Annotated in this window: 20 protein-coding genes; 11 read left to right on the top strand and 9 right to left on the bottom strand. The window is 70.4% G+C overall.

Going from position 1 to position 20,905, the window contains the following annotated elements:
- Positions 1 to 118: 118 nt before the first annotated feature.
- Both BM43_RS02350 and BM43_RS02345 read left to right on the top strand, forming a co-directional pair.
- Positions 119 to 2,035 (top strand): NHL repeat-containing protein, encoded by a 1,917-nt coding sequence (locus BM43_RS02350; RefSeq protein ID WP_036054175.1) that lies wholly within the window; start codon positions 119 to 121, stop codon positions 2,033 to 2,035.
- Positions 2,036 to 2,109: 74 nt separating this feature from the next.
- Positions 2,110 to 3,054 (top strand): LysR substrate-binding domain-containing protein, encoded by a 945-nt coding sequence (locus BM43_RS02345; RefSeq protein ID WP_036054177.1) that lies wholly within the window; start codon positions 2,110 to 2,112, stop codon positions 3,052 to 3,054.
- An 89-nt stretch (positions 3,055 to 3,143) separates the two neighbouring features.
- Here BM43_RS02345 and BM43_RS02340 read toward each other — a convergent pair whose 3' ends face one another.
- Entirely contained in the window at positions 3,144 to 4,118 is a 975-nt protein-coding gene (locus tag BM43_RS02340) for a threo-3-hydroxy-L-aspartate ammonia-lyase (RefSeq protein WP_036054180.1), read from the bottom strand.
- Between the two features lie 285 nt (positions 4,119 to 4,403).
- On the opposite strand from BM43_RS02340, the gene BM43_RS02335 reads away from it, so the two are divergent.
- Positions 4,404 to 5,534, top strand: coding sequence for a DSD1 family PLP-dependent enzyme (locus BM43_RS02335; protein WP_036056908.1), 1,131 nt, complete (start codon positions 4,404 to 4,406; stop codon positions 5,532 to 5,534).
- A gap of 22 nt (positions 5,535 to 5,556) precedes the next feature.
- Here the strand turns inward: BM43_RS02335 and BM43_RS02330 are convergent, their stop codons facing one another.
- Complete coding sequence (locus BM43_RS02330; RefSeq protein WP_036054183.1) at positions 5,557 to 6,528, bottom strand: ornithine cyclodeaminase family protein; 972 nt, start codon at positions 6,526 to 6,528, stop codon at positions 5,557 to 5,559.
- 177 nt (positions 6,529 to 6,705) lie between these two features.
- Between BM43_RS02330 and BM43_RS02325 the strand changes: the two genes are divergently transcribed.
- Both BM43_RS02325 and BM43_RS02320 read left to right on the top strand, forming a co-directional pair.
- Positions 6,706 to 7,116 (top strand): RidA family protein, encoded by a 411-nt coding sequence (locus BM43_RS02325; protein ID WP_025100058.1) that lies wholly within the window; start codon positions 6,706 to 6,708, stop codon positions 7,114 to 7,116.
- Between the two features lie 24 nt (positions 7,117 to 7,140).
- Complete coding sequence (locus tag BM43_RS02320; RefSeq protein WP_042283909.1) at positions 7,141 to 8,475, top strand: dicarboxylate/amino acid:cation symporter; 1,335 nt, start codon at positions 7,141 to 7,143, stop codon at positions 8,473 to 8,475.
- Positions 8,476 to 8,581: 106 nt separating this feature from the next.
- Here BM43_RS02320 and BM43_RS02315 read toward each other — a convergent pair whose 3' ends face one another.
- Positions 8,582 to 9,745 carry a porin gene (locus BM43_RS02315; RefSeq protein ID WP_036054185.1) on the bottom strand — a complete coding sequence of 388 codons (1,164 nt, stop codon included), beginning with the start codon at positions 9,743 to 9,745 and terminating at the stop codon, positions 8,582 to 8,584.
- Positions 9,746 to 10,311: 566 nt separating this feature from the next.
- The gene (locus BM43_RS02310; RefSeq protein ID WP_036054186.1) at positions 10,312 to 11,250 is read right to left on the bottom strand and encodes a 2-hydroxyacid dehydrogenase; all 939 of its coding nucleotides are present in this window, start codon (positions 11,248 to 11,250) and stop codon (positions 10,312 to 10,314) included.
- Between the two features lie 446 nt (positions 11,251 to 11,696).
- Between BM43_RS02310 and BM43_RS41230 the strand changes: the two genes are divergently transcribed.
- Together BM43_RS41230 and BM43_RS02300 are read left to right on the top strand one after the other, a co-directional pair.
- Positions 11,697 to 12,332, top strand: a complete 636-nt coding sequence (locus tag BM43_RS41230; RefSeq protein WP_052710558.1) for a hypothetical protein — start codon at positions 11,697 to 11,699, stop codon at positions 12,330 to 12,332.
- Positions 12,304 to 12,948 carry a DUF2325 domain-containing protein gene (locus BM43_RS02300; RefSeq protein ID WP_052710557.1) on the top strand — a complete coding sequence of 215 codons (645 nt, stop codon included), beginning with the start codon at positions 12,304 to 12,306 and terminating at the stop codon, positions 12,946 to 12,948. The genes BM43_RS41230 and BM43_RS02300 overlap by 29 nt, the downstream gene beginning before the upstream one ends.
- Positions 12,949 to 13,021: 73 nt before the next feature.
- Here BM43_RS02300 and BM43_RS02295 read toward each other — a convergent pair whose 3' ends face one another.
- From BM43_RS02295 to BM43_RS02280, 4 genes are all read right to left on the bottom strand, one after another.
- Positions 13,022 to 13,450, bottom strand: coding sequence for a winged helix-turn-helix domain-containing protein (locus BM43_RS02295; RefSeq protein WP_230676352.1), 429 nt, complete (start codon positions 13,448 to 13,450; stop codon positions 13,022 to 13,024).
- 384 nt (positions 13,451 to 13,834) lie between these two features.
- Complete coding sequence (locus tag BM43_RS02290; protein ID WP_036040440.1) at positions 13,835 to 14,110, bottom strand: hypothetical protein; 276 nt, start codon at positions 14,108 to 14,110, stop codon at positions 13,835 to 13,837.
- 102 nt (positions 14,111 to 14,212) lie between these two features.
- Positions 14,213 to 14,698, bottom strand: a complete 486-nt coding sequence (locus BM43_RS02285; protein WP_013689497.1) for a molybdopterin-dependent oxidoreductase — start codon at positions 14,696 to 14,698, stop codon at positions 14,213 to 14,215.
- Positions 14,699 to 14,711: 13 nt separating this feature from the next.
- A complete protein-coding gene (locus BM43_RS02280) occupies positions 14,712 to 15,140 on the bottom strand; it encodes a TOBE domain-containing protein (protein WP_013689496.1) in 429 nt (142 codons plus the stop codon).
- A 156-nt stretch (positions 15,141 to 15,296) separates the two neighbouring features.
- Here BM43_RS02280 and BM43_RS02275 point away from each other — a divergent pair, with 156 nt between their 5' ends.
- Together BM43_RS02275 and BM43_RS02270 are read left to right on the top strand one after the other, a co-directional pair.
- Positions 15,297 to 16,175 carry an extracellular solute-binding protein gene (locus tag BM43_RS02275; RefSeq protein WP_036054189.1) on the top strand — a complete coding sequence of 293 codons (879 nt, stop codon included), beginning with the start codon at positions 15,297 to 15,299 and terminating at the stop codon, positions 16,173 to 16,175.
- The gene (locus BM43_RS02270) at positions 16,172 to 18,028 is read left to right on the top strand and encodes an ABC transporter ATP-binding protein/permease (RefSeq protein WP_036054191.1); all 1,857 of its coding nucleotides are present in this window, start codon (positions 16,172 to 16,174) and stop codon (positions 18,026 to 18,028) included. The genes BM43_RS02275 and BM43_RS02270 overlap by 4 nt, the downstream gene beginning before the upstream one ends.
- Before the next feature lie 52 nt (positions 18,029 to 18,080).
- Here the strand turns inward: BM43_RS02270 and BM43_RS02265 are convergent, their stop codons facing one another.
- A complete protein-coding gene (locus BM43_RS02265) occupies positions 18,081 to 18,953 on the bottom strand; it encodes a helix-turn-helix transcriptional regulator (protein WP_036040433.1) in 873 nt (290 codons plus the stop codon).
- Positions 18,954 to 19,052: 99 nt separating this feature from the next.
- Between BM43_RS02265 and BM43_RS02260 the strand changes: the two genes are divergently transcribed.
- Entirely contained in the window at positions 19,053 to 19,955 is a 903-nt protein-coding gene (locus BM43_RS02260; protein ID WP_036054194.1) for an SDR family oxidoreductase, read from the top strand.
- Positions 19,956 to 20,102: 147 nt separating this feature from the next.
- On the top strand, positions 20,103 to 20,897 hold the full coding sequence (locus BM43_RS02255; protein ID WP_036054197.1) for a DinB family protein: 795 nt from the start codon (positions 20,103 to 20,105) through the stop codon (positions 20,895 to 20,897).
- The last annotated feature ends 8 nt before the right edge of the window (positions 20,898 to 20,905 follow it).

Genomic DNA, 20,905 nt, shown 5'->3' with positions numbered 1-20,905 from the left:
CGCGCCCCTCGCGGCCCGATTCGAAGCTGCGGAATTTTTTTCCGATTTCTCTGTGATATCTGTCTGACGTTTGTCGGCCCCCCGCCCTCGCCGCCCGTCCCTCGTCAGGAGACCTCACATGTCCAAGCCCCGTCTTCGCGCCGCCGCCGCCATCGCCGCCGCCTGCCTGGCCGCCTTCGCCCCGCTCGGCCACGCGCAATACGCCACCGACTGGATCGCCAACACCTACGGCACGATCGCCTCGCACGTCGGCAACGGCGCGCGCTCGCTGTGGATCGCGCCGGAAGGCGTGGTCTACACGGCCTCGTTCTGGGACGAGAACGCCGGCGGCGTGGGCGTCTACCAGAACGGCAAGACGCTCGGCTCGATCGGCACGCATGCCGAGTTCCAGGGCGGCGCGATCACCGGCAACGCCACCTCGATCTTCACCCCGCTGCAGGGCAAGAACCAGAGCGGCTTCGTCGGCCGCTACAACCGCTCCACCGGGCTGCGCGACCTGACCATCAACGTCAGCGTGTGGAGCAACATCAGCAAGTACGACGTGATCACCGGCCTGGCCACCACCGGCACCACGCTGTACGCGAGCGACTACTTCGGCAACCGCGTGCGCGTGTTCAGCACCGACGGCGTCTGGCAGCGCGACATCCAGATCGCCAGCCCCGGCGCGCTGGCGCTCGATGCAGCCGGCAACCTGTGGATCGCGCAGAAGAACACCGGCACGATCGTCGAGTACAGCGCGGCCGGCGCCCTGCTCAACACCATCCAGATGGGCGCCAGCGCGCGGCCCTCGGCGCTCTACTACGACACGCCGACCGGCCAGCTGATGGTGGGCGACTCGGGCCCGGACATGAACATCAAGCGCTACTCGGTGACGGGCCAGCCGGCCCTGGTCGGCACCTTCGGCGTGACGGGCGGCTACCTCGACACCACCACCGGCATCAAGGGCCAGGTGGGCGACAAGCGCTTCACGCGCGTGGTGGGCATCGGCCGCGACGCGGCCGGCACGCTGTACGTGCTCAACAATCCCTGGGGCGGCGGCTGGGACCTGGGCCGCAACGGCCCGACCGACCTGCAGGCCTACGACGGCAACGGCAACCTGATCTGGAAGCTGCAGGCGCTGAACTTCGAGGCGCTGGCCGCGCCCGATCCGGTGACCGACGGCGCGCTGTTCTACAGCGGCATGAACATCTATTCGGGCAGCACCGGCGGCAACTTCGTCGCCAATACGGTCGATCCCTTCACCTACCCGAACGATCCGCGCCTGTCGATGACCGACTACCAGCGCGGCCAGCATTTCGGACAACTGGTCAGTGTCGGCGGCAACCGCATCCTGGTGGCCAACGGACAGAACCCCGACATCTACAACTTCTATCACTTCAACCCGGCCGCCAGCGGCTATATCGCGATCCCCGACGGCTCGCTGCCGGGCAAGCTGTTCGGCGCCAGCGCGATCGTCACGGGCGGCTTCTGCCTGGACGACAACGGCGATGTCTGGGCCGGCCTGCAGGGCTCCAGCCAGGTCACGCACTGGCCGTTCGCCAGCTTCAGCGCGAGCGGCGCGCCGTCCTGGGGCAAGGGCGTGGCGATGCCGGTGCCGGCCAGCTCGCAGCCGACCTCGCGCGTGATCTATCAGCCCTCGACCGACACCATGGTGCTGGCGCAGGGCTTCGCCGGCTACTGGGACTGGACCGCGATGAACGGCCATATCGAGATCTATCACGGCTGGATGGCGGGCAATCGCACGCCGAGCCCGGTGATCGACCTGGCGAGCCCGAACCCGAAGACGATCGCCGTGGCCGGGCGCTACCTGTTCGTCGGCTACGTGCACACGGTGCCGAACATCGACGTGTTCGACCTCGCCACCGGCAGCCTGGTCACCACCCTGGTCAACACCAATACCGCCTCGATGGACGTCGGCAACGACGTCGACTCGATGTTCGGCCTGCGCGCCTACCTGAGCTCGACGGGCCAGTACGTGCTGACCAAGGACAATTACAATGGCTCCAGCATCGTCGTGTACCGGTGGACGCCCTGATCCGCTCGCCCGAGCGGACGGGATGAACGGGCCGGCACGACGCCCTCTGCCGCCCCATCGATACCGGAACGCCCTTGCTCGATCTCGACGACATGCGCATGATCCGCGCGCTCGGCGCCGCGCGTTCGCTGGCCGCCGCCGCGCGCCTGCTCGATCTCACGCCGCCGGCCGTCACCTCGCGCCTGCAGCGGCTGGAAGAACGGCTCGGGCTGCGCCTCGCGCTGCGCGAGGCGCGCGGCGTGACGCTGACCGAGGAAGGCCGGCAACTGCTGCAGGAAGCCGTCGAACTGCTGGAGCGGATCGAGTCGATTCCGGCGCGCCTGGCCGGCGACAGCGGCCAGGTGGGCGGCAAGCTGCGCATCGTCGCGCCGTTCGGCTTCGGCCGCGCCCACGTCGCGCCGATCGTGCGCGACCTGCATCGCGACCATCCCCGACTGCAGATCTCGCTGCAACTGGCCGACAACCCTTTCGCGGCCGCGCCGGAAGCCGACGTGGTGGTGCATATCGGCCAGATCCGCGCCTCGTCCTGGATCGCCCACCATCTCGCGTCCAACGAGCGGCTGCTGTGCGCGAGCCCCGAGCTGGCGCGGCGCCTGGTGCTCTCGCATCCCTCCGAGCTGACGCGCTATCCCTGCCTGTGCCTGCGCGAGAACGACGAGGAGCAACTGCGCTGGCGCTTCACGCCCGACGTGCCGTCCCGCCGCGGCGCGCCGCCGGCCAAGCCGGTGACGGTGCGCGTGAGCGGCCTGCTCGGCTCCAACGACGGCACCGTGATCAGCGACTGGGCCGCGGCGGGCCTGGGCATCATCGAGCGTTCGGAATGGGATGCGGCGCCGCTGATCGCGGCCGGGCGGCTGGTGCGCGTGCTGCCGGGCTGGCGGCTCGCGCCGGCGCCGGTGATGGCGCTGGTGCCGGATCGCCGGCAGTTGACGATCCGCCAGCGCCTGTTCCTCGAGGCCGCCAGGCGCGCGCTCGATCCGCCGCCGTGGCGGCGCTCGGCCGGCACCGCGGCGCAATGAAAAACGGGAGGTCGTTGCACTCGCAACGACCTCCCGCTTGCCTGGAAGGCTTCGATGGCTCGGCGGGCCCGGCGCGGCCCGCCGAATTCTCAGCCCGCCGCGCCGATCAGCGCGCAGAACTTCTCCAGGTCGACATTGCCGCCGCTGACGATGACGCCCACGCGCTTGCCCTCGAGCTCCGCCTTGCGCTGGCGCACCGCCGCGAAGGACAGGCAGCCGGTCGGCTCGACCAGCATCTTCATGCGCGAGGCGAAGAAACGCATGCACTCGACCAGCTCGGCATCGCTGGCGGTCAGGATCGCGTTCACGTCGCGGCGGATGATCGGGAAGGTCAGCTTGCCGAGATGCTGCGTCTGCGCGCCGTCGGCGATGGTCTTGGGCGTATCGATATGGACGATCGAGCCCGCGGCGAAGGATTGCTGGCCGTCGTTGCCGGCCGCGGGCTCGACGCCGTAGAGCTCGGCGCCCGGCGACAGCTCGCGGGTGGCCAGCGCGGTGCCCGACAGCAGCCCGCCGCCGCCGAGCGGCGCGAACACGGCGTCGAGCGCGCCCACTTCCTGGAACAGCTCGGCGGCCGCCGTGCCCTGCCCGGCGATCACGTCGGCGTGGTCGTAAGGCGGGATCAGCGTGAGGCCTTCCTTCTCGGCGAGCGCGCGGCCGATCTGCTCGCGGTCGTCCCGGTAGCGGTCGTAGATCACCACGCGGCCGCCGTAGCCGCGCGTGGCGGCCACCTTGGCGGCCGGCGCGTCGTGCGGCATCACGATGGTGGCCGGCATGCCGAGCAGCCTGGCCGACAGCGCGATGGCCTGCGCATGGTTGCCCGAGGAGAAGGTCACCACGCCGTGCTTGCGCTGCGCCTCGCTGAAGCGCGACAGCGCGTTGAAGGCGCCGCGGAACTTGAAGGCGCCCATGCGCTGGAGGTTCTCGCACTTGAAGAAGACCTGCGCGCCCAGTTCCTCGTCAACGGTGCGCGAGGTCAGCACGGGCGTGCGGTGGGCGTGACCCGCGATGCGTTCGGCGGCGGCGGCGACATCGGCATAGGTCGGGAGGTTCGGCTGGCTCATGAGGGACTCACTGGGACGGATCGATGGAAATCGAGCTCGGTCGGCTGGACCGGATTCGAGATATTTTGTCCAAATCGATACTTTTTGTCAAACTCGATGAAGGCACGCGAACCGCGCATCGAACCCGCAGCTTAAGACAGAAGGCGGCACGCCGGCATTCAGGCGCGCTGAATGCCCGGTTTCGCCGCGCTTAATCCCGGCGGGGCGCAGCGCCCCTATCATGCTCGAACCGAAACCCGACGCGGCCGGGCCTTGCCCGCGCCGCGCTCCCCGAAGGATCCCATGATGCGAATCGACACGCTCCCCACCCCGTCGGCCCTGATCGACGTGCCGCGCATGCAGCGCAACATCGAGCGCATGCAACAGCGCCTGGACGCGCTCGGCGTGCGCTTCCGCCCGCACGTGAAGACCACCAAGTGCGAGCCGGTGGTGCGCGCCCAGCTCGCGGCCGGCGCGCACGGCATCACGGTCTCGACGCTCAAGGAAGCCGAGCAGTTCTTCGCGCAGGGCATCGACGACATCGTCTACGCGGTCGGCATGGTGCCCGGCAAGCTGCCCCAGGCGCTGGCGCTGATCCGGCGCGGCTGCGACCTGAAGCTGGTGGCCGACAGCCTGGTTTCGGCCAAGGCGATCGCCGCCTTCGGCCGCGAGCAGGGCGCGAGTTTCGAGGTGTGGGTGGAGATCGACGTGGACGGCCATCGCTCCGGCCTCGCGCCCGCCGACGAGCGCCTGATCGAGGTGGGCCGCGCGCTGGTGGACGGCAGCATGAAGCTCGGCGGCGTGCTCGCGCATGCGGGGTCGAGCTACGACTATCACCGCCACGAGGACCTGGTGCGGATCGCCGAGCAGGAACGCGCCGGCGCGGTGCTGGCGGCCGAGCGGCTGCGCGCGGCGGACCTGCCCTGCCCGGTGGTCAGCATCGGCTCGACGCCCACCGCGCTGTCGGCCGAGCGGCTCGAGGGCGTGACCGAGGTGCGCGCGGGCGTGTATGTCATGTTCGACCTGGTGATGCACAACGTCGGCGTGTGCGGCACTGACGAGATCGCGCTGAGCGTGCTGACCACCGTGATCGGCCACCAGGAGGAAAAAGGCTGGGCGATCGTCGACGCGGGCTGGATGGCGATGAGCCGCGATCGCGGCACCCAGCGCCAGACGCGGGACTTCGGCTACGGGCTGGTATGCGCCGAGGACGGCAGCGTGCTCGACGGCTACCTGCTCGGCAGCGCGAACCAGGAGCACGGCATCCTGCAGCGCGTGGGCGAGCCCGATCGGGACATCGCCACGCGCCTGCCGATCGGCACGCGGCTGCGGATTCTGCCTAACCACGCCTGCGCCACCGGCGCCCAGCATCCCGAGTACCAGGCGATCGCGGCCGACGGCTCGGTGCAGACCTGGCCGCGCTTCTACGGCTGGTAAGCGCGGCCGAGCACCTCCCGCCTCACCAGGGCCAGGCCACGCGCGTGCCGAGCCGCGCCTGTTCGGCGCGCTCGAGCAGCATGCGCGCCACGGTCAGGTCCTGCAGCGCCAGGCCCGTCATGTCGAATACGGTGATCTCGTCGGCGCCGCGCGGGAAGGCCCCGGGCGCGGCCAGCAGTTCACCGAGTTCGGCGCACTCGCGCTCGGGCGCCCATTGCGCCTCGCCGATCTGGCGCGCCTGCGCGCGATCGTCGACCACCAGCCGCGCGCGGTCGAGCAAACCCGCCGGCAGCTCGCGCTTGCCCTTGGTATCGGCGCCGACCGCGTTCAGGTGCGTGCCGGGCCCCACCGCCTCCAGCCCGAACAGCGCGCCGCCGCCCGGCGTGGCCGTGATCACGATATCGCTGCCGGCCACCGCCGCATCGGCGTCGCGCGCCGCCGAGATCGCGCAGCGCGCGCCGAAGCGCGCCTCGAAGGCCGGATCGGGCTCGCGCGTAGCCGTCAGATAGACCACCGAATCGATCGAAGGCAGCAGCCTCAGCGCGAAATCCAGCTGCACGCCCGCCTGCACGCCGGTGCCGAACACGCACAGCCGGCGGCTGTCGGGCCGCGCCAGCGCGCGCAGGCCGAGCGCGCCCGCCGCGCCGGTGCGCATGGTGGTGATCGCATTGCCGTCGATCACGCAGCGCGGCCGCCCGGTGGCCGGATCGACCAGCATCACGGTGGCCTGGTGCGGCTCACCGCCCAGGCCGCGATTGGCGGGCCAGAAGCCGGCCGCCTTGAAGCCGAGCAGCGCCTCGTCGGGCACGTCGCCGGCCTTGATGCCGAACACGCCGCCGCCGGCCAGCGGCTCGCGGATCACCGGAAACACCCGCCCGGCGCCGCGCCGGTGCAGGTCGAAGGCGGTCTCGACGGCGGCCAGCACGTCATCGGGCGTCAGCAGGCGCTCCACCACGTTCTTGTCGAGCAGCAGCAATTCGGCCTGGTTTCTCATCGTCGGGCTCCTTCCTCATCCATGTTTCGTTCGCGCGGGGGCACGCCATCCTGGCGCGCCCGTTACCGACCGGCAATCGGTCATTCCCGCTATTGTACATTTTTTCTATTATTGTATATTTCGTCCAGTTCGCGAATCCGTTCGCCGCCGCCCGTCCATTCCTCCGGAGTCCCCAACATGTCCGAACTCGATACGGCCCTGCCGATCCTCACCGCCAATTGCGCGCGCATCGCGCCGCCCGCCGGCCATTACTCGCATGTCTGCGTGGCCGCCGGCCTGGTCCACGTCTCGGGCCAGTTGCCCGTGTCGGCGGCCGGCGAGCCGCTCGCCGCGCGCCCCTTCGAGGAACAGGTCCGCCAGGTGCTCGCCAATCTCGACGGCTGCCTGGCGCAAGCCGGCGTGACGCGTGCGGCACTGGTGCAGGTGCGTGTCTACGTCACCGATATCGCCATGTGGCCGGTCTTCAACCGCCTCTACGCCGAGTGGATCGGCGCGCATCGCCCGGCGCGCGCGGTGGCCGGCGTGAGCGAGCTGCACTACGGCGCGGCCGTCGAGGTCGAGGCCGTCGCGCTGGCGCGTCCCGCCTGAGCCCCGTCAATCAGGAGTCCCGAGATGAATCCGCAACGCAAGCTCACCCGCTGGATCCTGCTCGCGATGGCGCTCGGCGTCGCGGTCGGTTATGCCTGCCACCTGGCCGCGGGCAGTGCCGCCGAGGCCAACGCGATCGCCGCGAACTTCGCGATCGTCACCGACATCTTCCTGCGGCTGATCAAGATGATCATCGCGCCGCTGGTGTTCGCCACCCTGGTGTCGGGCATCGCCAGCATGGACAACACCGGCACGATCGGCCGCATCGGCCTGCGCGCGATCGGCTGGTTCGCCTGCGCCTCGCTGGTCTCGCTGGCGCTGGGCCTGGCCTTCGTCAATCTCGCGCAGCCGGGCGCGCATCTGGACATCGCGCTGCCCGCCGCGAGCCAGTCCACCCACCTGAAGACGGACGCGCTGAACCTGAAGGACTTCCTCACGCATCTGTTCCCGCGCAGCATCACCGAGGCGATGGCGAACAACGAGATCATGCAGATCCTGGTGTTCTCGGCCTTCTTCGGCATCGCGCTGGGCAAGCTGCGCGGCGAGCCCGGGCGCTTCCTGAAAGGCGCCATCGACGGGTTGGTGGAGGTGATGCTGCTGGCCACCCATGCCGTGATGGGCTTCGCGCCGCTCGGCATCTTCGCGGCCATCGCGGGCGTGGTGACGGTGCAGGGGCTGGCGGTGATCCTCACCTACGGCAAGCTGATCGGCTGGTTCTATGTCGCGCTCGCCGCGCTGTGGCTCGCGCTGTACGCGATCGGCCGCGCCTGCCTGGGCCCGCGCATGCGCGAGCTGGCCGTGTCGATCCGCGAGCCGGTGATGATCGCCTTCTCCACCGCCAGCAGCGAGGCGGCCTACCCGAAGCTGATCGAGGTGCTGCAGCGCTTCGGCATCCGCAAGCGGCTGGTCGGCTTCGTGCTGCCGCTCGGTTACTCCTTCAACCTAGACGGCTCGATGGTGTATCAATCCTTCGCGGCGATCTTCGTGGCGCAGGCTTTCAACGTGCCGATGTCGCTGGGCCAGCAGGTCTCGATGCTGCTGATCCTGATGATCAGCAGCAAGGGCATGGCCGCCGTGCCGCGCGGCTCGCTGGTGGTGGTCGCGGCGATCCTGCCGATGTTCCACCTGCCCGAGGCGGGCTTGCTGCTGGTGATGGGCATCGACCAGTTCTTCGACATGGGGCGCACCGCCACCAACGTGCTCGGCAACAGCATCGCCACCGCCGTGCTGGCGAAGTGGGAAGGCGAACTGGGGCCGCGCGTCGAGCCAGGCCAGGGCCAGGCCGAGGCCAAGGCGGCAAACCCGCCCGAGCTTGCGCAGGCGGACGTGGTGGCGCCCGTCGAAGCCCAGCCGCGCTGATATCGCCACGCCAATGAAAAAGCGCCGGCCCGCTTGCGCGGGACCGGCGCTGTCTCGTTCCGGACAGGCCGCGAGCGGCCCCTCCGAAGCGATATCGATCAGGACATCAGAACTTGTGGCGGATACCCACGCGCGCGGCCACCTGGTTGCTGGTGCCGTTGCCCGACGGGCCGAAGAAGGCCGTGCTCGAGCCGATCTGCGCCTGCACGTCCTGCGCGCCGTTGCGGCCCGAAGCCTTCTGGTAGATCGCCAGCAGGTAGACGTCGGTGCGCTTGGAGAGCGCGTAATCGAGGCTCGCGTCGACCTGGTTCCAGTGGCCGCCGAACGCGTCGTGCATGCGCGTGTAGGTATAGGCCAGGCCGCCCGCGAGAGCCGGCGTGAAGTTGTAGCGGCCGCCCACGTCCACCGCGTCGAGCGCCGTGGTCGCGCCGTTCAGCGCCTCGATGCGGGTGTTCGTGTACAGCGCGAACAGGGCCGCGTTGGCGAGCTGGTAGCGCGTGCCGACGCCGAAGGTGCGCAGGTCCTTGCCGCCGCCGGTGCCGCCCGCCGCCACGTTGGCGATCGAGGTCGGGAAGGCCGGGACTTCGGCGCTCGGGTAGCTGATGTCGGTGTAGGCCGCGCCGATCGAGAAGGCGCCCGCCGCGTAGTTCAGGCCGAAGCTGTAGGCACGCGAGGAACCGGTCGAGCCGTTCACCGGCGCCGAGCCGCTGAACGCGCCGGCCTGGTTCGAGAAGCCGTACAGGGCACCGAAGGTGACGCCCGAGAAGTTCGCCGACGAGAACTTGACCGCGTTGTTGATGCGGCTGTTCACCAGTTGGTCGAAGTCGTTGATGTGGTACGCGTAGTTGCCCGCGACGGTGTTGGTGCCGGCCGAATACTGGTTGCCGAGCACGTCGGTGGAGAACGTGTACTGGCGACCGAAGGTCAGCGAGCCGATGCCGTTCTTCGACAGGCCCACATAGGCCTGGCGGCCGAACATCGCGCCACCCTGGTTGATCGCGCCGGTGCCGGTGTTGAAGCCGTTCTCGAGCAAGAAGATCGCCTTCAGGCCGGAGCCGAGGTCTTCCGAGCCGCGCAGGCCCCAGCGCGTGCCCTGCGCCACGCCGTCGTCGTACTTGAAGCGCTTGGCCGAGCCGGTGGTGCCCACCGCGCTGTGGTTGACGTAGCTGATGCCGGTGTCGATCAGGCCGTAAAGCGTCACGCTGCTCTGGGCGTGCGCGAGGGAAGCGAAAGCGGCGATTGCCGCGGCGGCGGTCATTTTCTTGAGCAAGGTCGTCTCCTGCGAACGGCGCTGCCGGGCCGTGCGCGAGCACGGCGAGCGAGGCAGCACCGAATCGGGTGCGGTGTGAATTGAGTGTTATCGAAGCGATGGCCGGTTGTGCCGGCAGCGCCCGAACCGGTTGCGCGAACGTGTCGCCGCGTTGGCCGGTATCGGCGCGGTGGATGTCGGGATGACCGCGGCGCGAGTGTACTGCTTCGGCTCGTCAGGCCAAAGAGACGTGTCGATTCGCTGTCGAATCAGTTGCGAAATTGCATCGTTTTCGGCGTTGGCGAAAGCGCAAAAGCAAGCAGGAAGAAGCAATCCGCAAGGGTTGGTACGGAGAAAGCGGGCGGCGCGATGCCAGGAAGTGTCGCGGATCGAGGCTCGCGAAGCGGCTGTTCGCAGGCGCTTCGCATTTCGATACGCCGCTTCGCGTCACGCATTTCGATACGGTTTTCCGCAGGAAATCGGGCTTTTCGAGGGGGGTTTTGCGCGGAAACCGGGAAGTACGCCATTCGCGCGCCCGGCCTTTCGCTTCGCATGAAGCCGCCCTTCGTCACCTCGCCTGGGCCGGCTCAGGCTTGCAGCGGCGTGAGCAGCGGCTGCCCGGCGAAGTGGCGCGCGGCGTTCTCGAGAAACAGCTCGATGGTGCGATCGCGCGCCTCCGGCGACGTGCCGGCCACGTGCGGCGTCAGCACCACCGAATCGAGCCCGACCAGTTCGGCGGGCGGCTCGGGCTCGCCTTCATAGACGTCCAGGCCGGCACCGGCGATCCGGCCGTCGCGCAGCGCGGCGGCCAGCGCGGCCGTGTCGACCACGCTGCCGCGCGAGACATTGACGAGGAAACCGCGCGCGCCGAGCGCCGCCAGCACCGCCGCGTCGATCAGGTGCCGCGTGTCGGCGCCGCCGGGCGTGGCGACCACCAGGTAGTCGGCCCAGCGCGCCAGCTCGACCACGGCCGGGAAGTAGCGGAATTCGGCGCCCTCGCGCGGCCGGCGGTTGTGATAGCCGATCTCCAGATCGAAGGCAGCCGCGCGGCGCGCGATCTTGGCGCCGATCCGGCCCAGCCCGACGATGCCGATCCGCTTGCCCGAGAAATTCGGCTGCATCGGCAGCGCGTCGCGCCAGACGCCGGCCCGGCAGGCGGCATCGAGCCGGACCACGCCGCGCACCGTCGCCAGCAGCAGGGCGAAGGCGTGATCGGCCACGCAATCGTCGTTGGCGCCCACGCCGTGCGCGATCGCGATGCCGCGCCGGCGTGCCGCCGCCACCGGCAGGTTCTCGTAGCCGGCACCGAGCGCATTGAGGAAGACGAGCCCGGGCAGGCGCGCGAGCTCGTCCTCGGTGAGGCCGGTGCTGCCGTTGGTCAGCACCGCCTCGACCTTGGCGCCGTGCTCGGCCACGGCCTGCGCGCGCGAGGCCTCGTCGGGGGCATGGATCAGGTCGAACTGCGCGGCGATGGCGGCGCGCGCGTCGTCGCGCAGCGGAATCAGGACCAGCAGGGTCGGCTTCATCGCGATTCACCGGGAACGGGCGGGGATGCCGGACAGTGTAGCAAGCAGGGGCTGGCGCGCGGCTGACGGGTGGATGGCAGCAAGTCGGAGCAATGCGAATGCGGCGTCACATTCCCCTCCACGCCGGAATTCGCCGCCGCAGCCGCCCGAATTCCAGCGCAATCGCTTCGCCCCGCGATTCAACGAATCCCGCCGCCCGAGATCAGCCGATCCTCGTAGAACGCGCCGAACGGCCGCGTCGGATGCGCGATCCGGATCTCCAGCATCCATCGCCTGAGGGCCGGCACGACTGTCGTGCCGATCCCGGGATGCCGTACATATCGGCATCGCTATATTTAGTTGTATATTACGCAACATCTCTCAACCCGATCTACAGGATCGTGCCGGCGGCGCGATGGCCCGCTGTTCGGGTCCGCAGCCGCGCGTGGCGCGACAGGTGCATGAGCATGTCAACACAATGGACGGACGATGAGGTCCGGCATGGCGAACTGTCGGCGCGGATCGTGCCCGTGCGGCGCCGCGACGATACCGAACGCGCGGCGCTGATCGTCGACGTGGTGGACGCGTTCGCGCGGCTGCGCGGCAGCCTGGTGCGCTTCGTCGCGCTGTTCGCCGACGCCCAGCCGCCGGCGGCCTACCCCGCCGCGGCCGCGCATGCGGGGCATGCCGCGGTCGATTCGCCGCGCTTCGACGTGCTGCTCGCCGCCCTGGTGCTGAGCGCGGAGCGCGCGCGCTTTCGCCGGCTCGCCGAGTTGCGCGGGCTGGTCGAGCGCGTCACGCGCGCCGAAACCTTTCGCGACGTGATCTTCGCGCCGCCGCCCTCGGCCGGCCCCGCCGCGCTGCGCGAGGCGGCGCTCTCGCTGGAACGCCTCGACGCCGAGCTGATCGGCCTGTGCGTCGAGCATGTGCTCGAAAGCCGGACGCGCGACACGCTGGCCGCCGCGCGCCCCTCGAAGGAGGCTGCCGATGGACACTCCCCCCAAGCTCCCGCCGCGCCGCGCCGTGCGGCGCGTCGAGCCCCCACCCGCCGTGCCGCCGTCGCGGCCGAGCCGGATGTCGCCGTCGCCGGATCGCTGCTCTGAGGCGGGCGACGGCGCCGCAGCCGCGCAGGCCGAGCTTGCTCGGCTGCGGCGCGCGCTGGCAGAACGCGACGCCAACGCGGTGCTGCTGGCCGGCCACGCAGCGGCGGCCGAGCAGGCACTCGAGGTGGAGCAGGCTCGCGTGCGGATGCTGCGCGAACAGCTCGACGACGCCCTGCATGTGCTGAACGCGGCCAAGCGCGAGGCCGCCGTGCTCGAGCAGGCCTTCGCGGCCGTGCCGGGCGGCGTCGACCTGGCGCGGCCGTCGCTGCGCGCGATGCGCGGCCGGCGGATCGTCTATGTCGGCGGGCGGGAGGGATCGAATGCGGCGCTCGCGCGATTGATCGACGCGGCGGGCGGCTCGGCCACCGTGCACGACGGCACCGACACGAGCGCGGGAAGCTGGATGTCGCGAGTCGCCGAAGCCGATCTGGTGGTGGTGGCGACCGATGCCGTGGCCTGCGAAGCGCTGGCCGGCATCGCGGCAGCCTGCGCGAAGCAGGGGGTGCCGCTGAGGAGGATCAAGGCGGCCAACCTGGCCGAGGTGGTGGATGCCATCGCGGGGCTGGCGCGCTCGGCCGAACGCGCGGCGGCGGCCATCGCGACGCGGCACGGCTGAGCGCCGAACCACCCACGGGCGCCGCCCCGGCGCCCGCATCGAGAGACGGCATCAGGGCCGACTCAAAACCGCCTCAGGACTGCATCAAGCCCGTCAGCTCGGCGATCTGGCTGTCGCAATGCCGCTTCGCCTCTTCCTCGATCTCGCGATAGAGCGCGATGATCTTCTCGCCAACCGGGGTCAGCGTGCAGCCGCCGCCGCTCGCGCCGCCCTGCTCGGAATGCGTGGCCGGCGCGCGCAGCGAGCGGTTCAGTTCGTCGATCAGCAGCCAGGCGCGGCGATAGGACATGCCGAGATGGCGCGCGGCCGCCGAAATCGAGCCGTGCTCGCGCACCGCCTCGAGCAGGGTGACCTTGCCGGGGCCGAGCGCGACCGTGTCGCCGCGCCGGATCCGCATCCGGAAATTGACTTGCGGGGGCCCCGGCGGCAAGGAGGACGACTCGGCTGCCTCGGGCGCGGGCTCGGTCGAAGGGAGATCGGGTTTGCTCATGCGCGAAAGCATACACGATGGGCCAGCCGCCTCGCGAGCCGCCGATTCGCCGATTCGCCGCGCGACGGCCCCGCCTGACGCGGAGCCGAGAAAGGAGCCCGTCACATGAAAATGGCCCGGGAGCACGCCTGCTCCTGGGTGCCGGACGTCGACACGCTGCCGCTGTTCGTGCGTGACGGCGCCAGCCTGCCCGAGGGCGTGAGCGCGGCGGCCTTGCCGTAAAGGGAGGGAGCCGGCACGGGGCACGGCGGGCTCCTGCCAGCGAGATCGCGGGCAATCGCGAGGACAGTCGCGAGGGAAATCGGCCGCCCAATGAAAAATCGCATCCCGGCCGGCTGTGTCCGGCGCGGATGCGATCGGGTCGAGCGGCCCCGTCCAGGGCCGCGCGAGGCAGGGCTACAGATCCCGCTTGAACTTGTGCAGCGTCTCGTTCAGCGAACTGCGCGAATTGACGGCGTCGATCGTGTCGGCGAGGAACCACGGCAGGATCAGGCGCGTGTTCGGATCGCTGACGCCCACCGTCAATCTCGGCGGGGCCGCGGACTTGCCGGCGGCTGTACCCTGCGCCGCGGCGTGATCGTCGGCGCCGATTGCGGGCGCCGCCAGGCAGGACACCTGCGCGCCGGCGGCCGCCAGCATGCCCAGCACCAGCATGGAACGGAATTTCCTCATGACTCGTTTCTCCCGATGGGCCATCCCATCTTCATCCGGATAAGGACATCGAGTCATTTTTCGAGGAAAAAATCCCGGCATCGACAAATTCCCCTGGGGCGCTCACGGCGCGATCACGCGCGCCACCAGCGACGCGAGCCGCTTCACGTGACGCGGCGCCGGCGAGATGTCGGCGCCGGAGAACAGCAGCGGCGCGCCCGCCTCGCCCAAGGCGCGGCCGCCGCATTCGTAGGCGACGATCGCCTGCTCGCCGATCGCGGTATTGAACAGCTCGTGCCACGAGAAGGTGACCACGTAGCCGTCGTGGCCGATCGCCAGGAACACGGTGCGCTTGAAATCGCCGCTGGCCGGATCGTGCAGCCCGGCCAGCGTGAACAGCTCGGTCAGACGCACGCCGCGATACGGCTCGACGTCGCGGATGTACCGGCCGCTGGTGAAGCAGCGCAGCGCGAAGGGCTCGCAGCGCGTGGCCGGCAAGGCGGCGAGCTCGGCCAGCGACAGCGACATCGGCCGCAGCACGTCGCCCTCGATCCTCAGGATGCCGGGGCCGGGATGGCCGGCCAGGAGCGGCGGCGCTTCGGTGCTCATCGGGCGGCTCCGCTCAGGCGTCCACGCCGATGATCACGCTGGAGGCCTTGAAGATCGCGCTGGCCGGCTTGCCGGGTGCCAGGCCCAGGCGATCGACGCTGTCGTTGGTGACGATCGCCACCACCTGCGCGCCGCCCGGCGCCGCGATCGCGACCTCGGCATTGACCGCGCCCTTGGTCAGCGAAGCCACCGTGCCGGCCACGCAGTTGCGCGCCGAGACGCGCCCCGCGTCGACGTCCACCATCACCAGCACCGACGAGGCCTTGACCAGCGCGAATGCGGCCTTGCCGGCGGCCAGCCCCAGCGACTCGGCGCTGCCGTGGGTGACGATCGCGACGATCTCGAGGCCGTCGGCGGCACGCAGCGTGACCTCGTCGTTGACCGCGCCGGGCTTCACGTCGACGATCTGTCCGACGAAATGGTTACGGGCACTCGTGCGCATGGAGGTCTCCTGTCAGGTTGGTGCCGGCCGAGATGCCGGCGCATCGAGGACGCCAGTGTAAACGCAACGAATCACCGCCGCGATTCCGTCGTTTCCGCCCAAATCGCGCCGTCCCACCGTAATATACGGACCTCTATAACGCTACGGAGTGAATCCATGTTTCGCAAGCTGCTGGTGTGCGGCGCCGTCGTCGCGAGTGCCTTTGCCGCCAACGCGCAGGCCGCCGACAACGACACCGTGAACGTGCTGTACGCGGGTTCGCTGGTCAACCTGATGGAGCGCAGCGTGGGCCCCGCCTTCGAGAAGGAGACCGGGCTGCGTTTCCACGGTTACGCGGCCGGCTCGAACAAGATCGCCAACGAGATCAAGGGCAAGCTGCGGCGCGGCGACGTGTTCATCAGCGCGAGCCCGAAGGTCAACACCGGCCTGATGGGCGAGGAGAACGGCGGCCACGTGGCCTGGTACGTCAACTTCGCCGAGTCGCCGCTGCTGATCGGCTATAACGCCAAGAGCCGCTTCGCCAAGGACTTCAAGACCAAGCGCTGGGACCAGGTGCTGCAGGAGCCGGGCATCCGCATCGGCCGCACCGATCCGAAGCTCGATCCGAAGGGCGCCTTCACGGTGGAGATGATGAGCAAGGCGGCGAGCTTCTACCACCAGCCGGACCTGGTCGAGAAGACGCTCGGCACGGCGGAGAACCCGGAACAGGTGCTGCCCGAGGAAACCCTGGTGGGCCGCCTGCAATCGGGCCAGCTCGACGCGGGCTTCTTCTACTCGACCGAGACCTCGGACCTGAAGATCCCGGCCGTGGCGCCCGCGCCCGAGCTGCAGGCCAAGGCCAGCTACACGCTGACGATCCTGTCCGATGCGCCCAACCAGGCCGGCGCGGCGCGCTTCGCCAACTTCCTGCTGAGCGCCCAGGGCCGCGCCCTGCTCAAGCAGCACGGCGTCGACGTGGTCACGCCCAAGGTGAGCGGCAACGCACAGGCCCTGCCGCCCTCGCTGCAGGCCGTGATCGACGCCGCCCAGCCATGACGCGACGCGTCGCCGGACCGCTGCGGCTGCTCTCGCTGCTGCTGGCGGTCTACCTCTGCGCCCCCTTCCTCGCCGCCATCCCCCAGATCGGCCAGGCCGACTGGGCCGGCGTCGACTGGGGCGCCACCTGGTCGGCGGTCGGCGTGTCGGCCGGCAGCGCCACGCTGGCCGCCCTGCTCACCCTGGTTTGCGGGGTGCCGCTCGGCTACTGGCTGGCGCGCTCCGGCTCGCGCGCCACCACGCCGATCGGCTTCATCGTGCAGTTGCCGCTGGCGCTGCCGCCGCTCACCAGCGGCGTGCTGCTGCTGTTCCTGCTGGGCCCCTACAGCCCGCTCGGCCAGTGGAGCGGCGGCGCGCTGACCGATTCCTTCGCCGGCATCGTGCTGGCGGAAACCTTCGTGGCCGCGCCCTTCCTGATCGTCGCCGCGCGCTCGGCCTTCGCCGCGCTCGACCCGGTGTTCGAGGATGTCGCCGCCACGCTCGGCCATCGCGCCGGCAGCCGCTTCTTCCGCGTCGCGCTGCCGGCCGCCTGGCCGTCGATCCGCGCCGGGCTGGTGCTGGCCTGGCTGCGCGCCTTCGGCGAGTTCGGCGCGACCGTGATGGTGGCCTATCACCCGTATTCGCTGCCGGTCTATACCTACGTGGTGTTCGGCGGCCAGGGGCTGCCGGCGATGATGCCGCTGCTGCTGCCGACGCTGGCGATCGCGGTGGGTTGCGCGATGCTGTCGGTGCTGCGGCTCGGCGCGCGCGATGGCGACGAAGCGGCCGCGACCGAGAACGGCGACGAGCCGCCGCTGGCGCGCACCGCCGCGCCGCTCGACGCCGAAGCCCTGGCCGACGCGACCGAGGCGCGGCTCGCGATCCGGCTGCGCAAGCGGCTCGGCGCGTTCCGGCTCGCCGTCGACTGGGCGCCGGCTTCGCGGCGGCTGGCGATCGTCGGGCCTTCCGGCTCGGGCAAGTCGCTCGCGCTGCGGCTGATCGCCGGGCTCGAGCACAACGACGAGGGCAGCGTGACGCTGGGCGCGACCGAGCTCGGCGCGCTGCCGCCCGAGCATCGCCAGATCGGCTACATGCCGCAGGATTACGGGCTGTTCCCGCACCTGACGGTGGCGCGCCAGCTCGCCTTCCCGGTCGATGCCGATCCGGTGGCGGCGCGCTACTGGGTCGAGCACCTGGGGCTGGGCGCGCTGACGCGGCGCCTGCCGCGGCAGCTCTCGCTCGGCCAGCGCCAGCGCGTCGCGCTGGCCCGGGCGCTGACGCGGCACAGCCATCTGCTGCTGTTCGACGAGCCGTTCTCGGCACTCGACACGCCGCGCCGCCGGCAGTTGCGGCGCTCGCTGCGCGCGCTGCAGCGCGAGATCGGCGCGGTGACGGTGATCGTCACGCACGATCCCGACGAGGCCGCGCAACTGGCCGACGAGCTGCTCGTCATCGATCACGGCGAGACCCTGCAGGCGGGGCCGGTGGCCGAGGTGTTCGCGCGCCCGGCCAATCCGCGCGTGGGCGAGCTGCTCGGGCTGCGCAACCTCGGGGCCGGCACGCTGGCGGCGCCGAGGCGCGTGGCGATCGGCGAAGGCGCGGTGCTCGAGGCGGCGAAGGTCGATACGGGTCTCGCGCCGGGTGACGCCGTGATGTGGCGCGTCGCGCCGAGGTCGATCCGCGTCGACGCGCAAGGCGCCTACGAGGCACAGGTGGAATCGGTGGAATTGCGCGACGGCGAACGCCACGCGCGCGTGATGCTCGGCGGCCACGCCTTCGAGCTCGCCGTCGAGGGTGCCTTCGTGGACGACATCGCCACCTGCCGCGTGGCGATCGACGCGGCCGGCGTGACGGTCTGGGCGGCTGGGGCTTGAAACGTAGGCCCGGCGGGCGCGCACCAACGCGTGCCCGCTTCTTCCCGCTCGCTTAGGCCGGCCCCGGCTGCGCGCCTTCCCGCTCGGCCAGGGCGGCGCCATACTCGTGCGCGAGTTCGCGAATCCGCGCCGCCATGCCGGCATCGACGGGCGTGTAGACGATCACGCCGAGGTCGGGCCGCCCATCCACCGCGAAGGCCGAATATTCGAGCTCGATCGAGCCGAGCAGCGGATGCTTGAGATGCTTCACGCCATCGCCCTCGCCGTGGCTCAGCACCTCGTTGTCGCGCCACAGCGCCTCGAATTCGGCACTGATCCCGCACAGCTCGTCCACCAGGTCGCCCACCTCGGAGGCGATCCCGGCGCGCGCCACGTCGGCGCGAAACGCGCCCACCACGAAGCGCGCCACCGCGTCCCAATCGTGCTGCTTGGCGCGCACGGCCGGATTGCCGAACAGGAAGCGCAGGATGTTGCGCCCGCCGACGGGCAGCAGGCTGTAGTCGGTCAGCACCACGGCCGCCGCGCGATTCCAGGCCACCACGTCCCAGGTCGGCGTCTTGACGATGGCGGGGCTCGCCTCCAGCGAGTCGAGCACGCGTTGCAGGCGCGGGCTGACGCCCGCCACCGAGCGATAGCGGACCTCGGGCGGCCGCCCCAGCCCGACCATGAACAGGTGCTCGCGCTCGACGTCGGTCAGCAGCAGCGCGCCCGCGATCCGCTCCAGCACCTCGGCCGAGGGCGCGCCGCCGCGCCCCTGTTCGAGCCAGGTGTACCAGGTCGGGCTGATGTTGGCGCGCTGCGCGACCTCCTCGCGACGCAGCCCCGGCGTGCGCCGGCGGCCCGCGAAACCGAAGCTGGCGGGATCGAGCCGGGTGCGCCGGCTGCGCAGGAAGTCGCCCAGGGAACGGGCGGGATCGACGCTCATGGCAAGCCTGTTAGTCGTTTTACTACGATAAAGTCACTACTTTAACGGGATAAGCAGACACCGGATAGTACGCCTCGTGACGACCCAGGAGAGTTCACCATGCGTATTTTTCTGACGGGCGCGACCGGTTTCATCGGCTCGGCCCTGGTTCCCGAACTGATTCAGGCCGGCCATCAGGTGCTCGGCATGACCCGTTCCGAGGCGGGCGCGCAGGCGCTGCGCGCGGCCGGCGCCGAAGCCCATCACGGCACGCTCGAGGATCCCGACAGCCTGAGCCGCGGCGCCGCCCAGGCCGATGCCGTGATCCACGCGGCCTTCGACCATGACTTCAGCAACTTCGTGGCCAACTGCGAGAAGGACAAGCGTGCGATCGCGGCGCTCGGCTCGGCGCTGAATGGCTCGAACCGCCCGCTGCTGATCACCTCCGGCACCGGGGTGGGCAGCGGCGAGCACGGCGAGCCGGCCAGCGAGGACGTGTTCAACACCCGGCATCCGAATCCGCGCATCGGCTCCGAGGAAGCGGGCAATGCGCTGCTCGAGGCCGGCGTGAACGTGTCGGTGATGCGGCTGCCGCAGGTTCACAACCCGTATCGGCAGGGGCTGGTCTCGCCGCTGGTGGCGATCGCGCGCGACAAGGGCGTGGTGGCCTATGTCGGCGAAGGCAACAACCGCTGGCCGGCCGGCCATCTGTCCGACGCGGTGCGGCTCTATCGCCTCGCGATCGAGAAGGCACAGCCGGGCGCGCGCTACCACGCGGTGGGCGAGGAAGGCATCCGCAGCCGCGAGATCGCCGAGGTGCTCGGGCGCGGGCTGAAGCTGCCGGTGGTCTCGATCGAGCCGGGCGAGGCGGCCGCGCATTTCGGCTGGATGGCGATGTTCGTGCAGCTCGACATGCCGGCCTCCAGCGCGCTGACGCAGGCGCGGCTCGGCTGGAAGCCGACCGGGCCGACGCTGATCGCCGATCTCGACGAGGGCAAGTTCGCCGAGCAGGCCTGGCACTGAGTTTCGCCCTACCCGGCCTCGCGGCCCGCGCGATGCTCGCGCGGGCCATTGCTTTTCCGGCGACGAGCCCGCTCCCGAGCGCCGGCCTTGACCGGATTTTTTTCATAACGTATCGTTTCGCGACGTTATCTGATCCGCGAACGAGCCATGCATTCCCGTTTCGATCGCTTCCGTGCCACGCCGCTCGGCCGGCAACTGGAGGCGCTGATCGACCTGCCCGAGCGTTACGTCGAATTCGCGGCGCTGTCGCGGATCGGCGTAGCCGCGATCGCGGCGATTCGCGACGATGTCGCCGAGAAATTTCCGGAAGTGGAAGGCGATACCACGGCGCGGCAGTTCTGCGGCGCGATGGTGGCCGAGATGATGCGCCGCCACGGCCATGAGCTGGTGCAGGCGCGCGGGCGCATCGGCGGCACGCTGTTCAGCTATGGCGCCGTGTTCAGCGCGCGGCCGCTGCGGCTGCCGTTCGCCGAGGTGATCGAGGCGCTGGCGGCCATGCCCGAGACGCTGGCCGGCTTCGTCGCGCGCCTGCCGCCGGCGCGGCACCGGCAGCGCCCGGAAGGCACCGGCTTCTCGCTGGTCGAGCACGCCTGCCATCTGCGCGACCTCGATACGGTGTTCGCCGCCCGCATCCAGGCCGTGCGCACCGCCGCGCTGCCGGTGCTCGACTCGGTGGACGGCACCGCCCTGGCCGAGCAGCGCGGCTACCAGGAACAGGATCACGAGGCGGCGCTGGCCGCCTTCCGCGCCTCGCGCCGGCGCCTCTGCAATACGTTGAAGCGGCTCGATGCCGATCAGCTCGCCCGTTGCGGGCTGCGCGACGGCGTGCGCCGCATGACGCTGGAGGAACTCGTGCGCGAGCTGCTCGACCACGATCGCACCCACTGCCTCGAACTCGACGAACTGCTCGCCGAGCTCGGCCCCGCCCCTTCCCAGACATGAATCGCGCC

This window comes from Burkholderia gladioli (assembly GCF_000959725.1).
Taxonomy (GTDB): Bacteria; Pseudomonadota; Gammaproteobacteria; order Burkholderiales; family Burkholderiaceae; genus Burkholderia; species Burkholderia gladioli.
The sequence above is the reverse complement of the archived record's forward strand: the minus strand, read 5'-3'. Positions and strand labels throughout refer to the sequence as shown.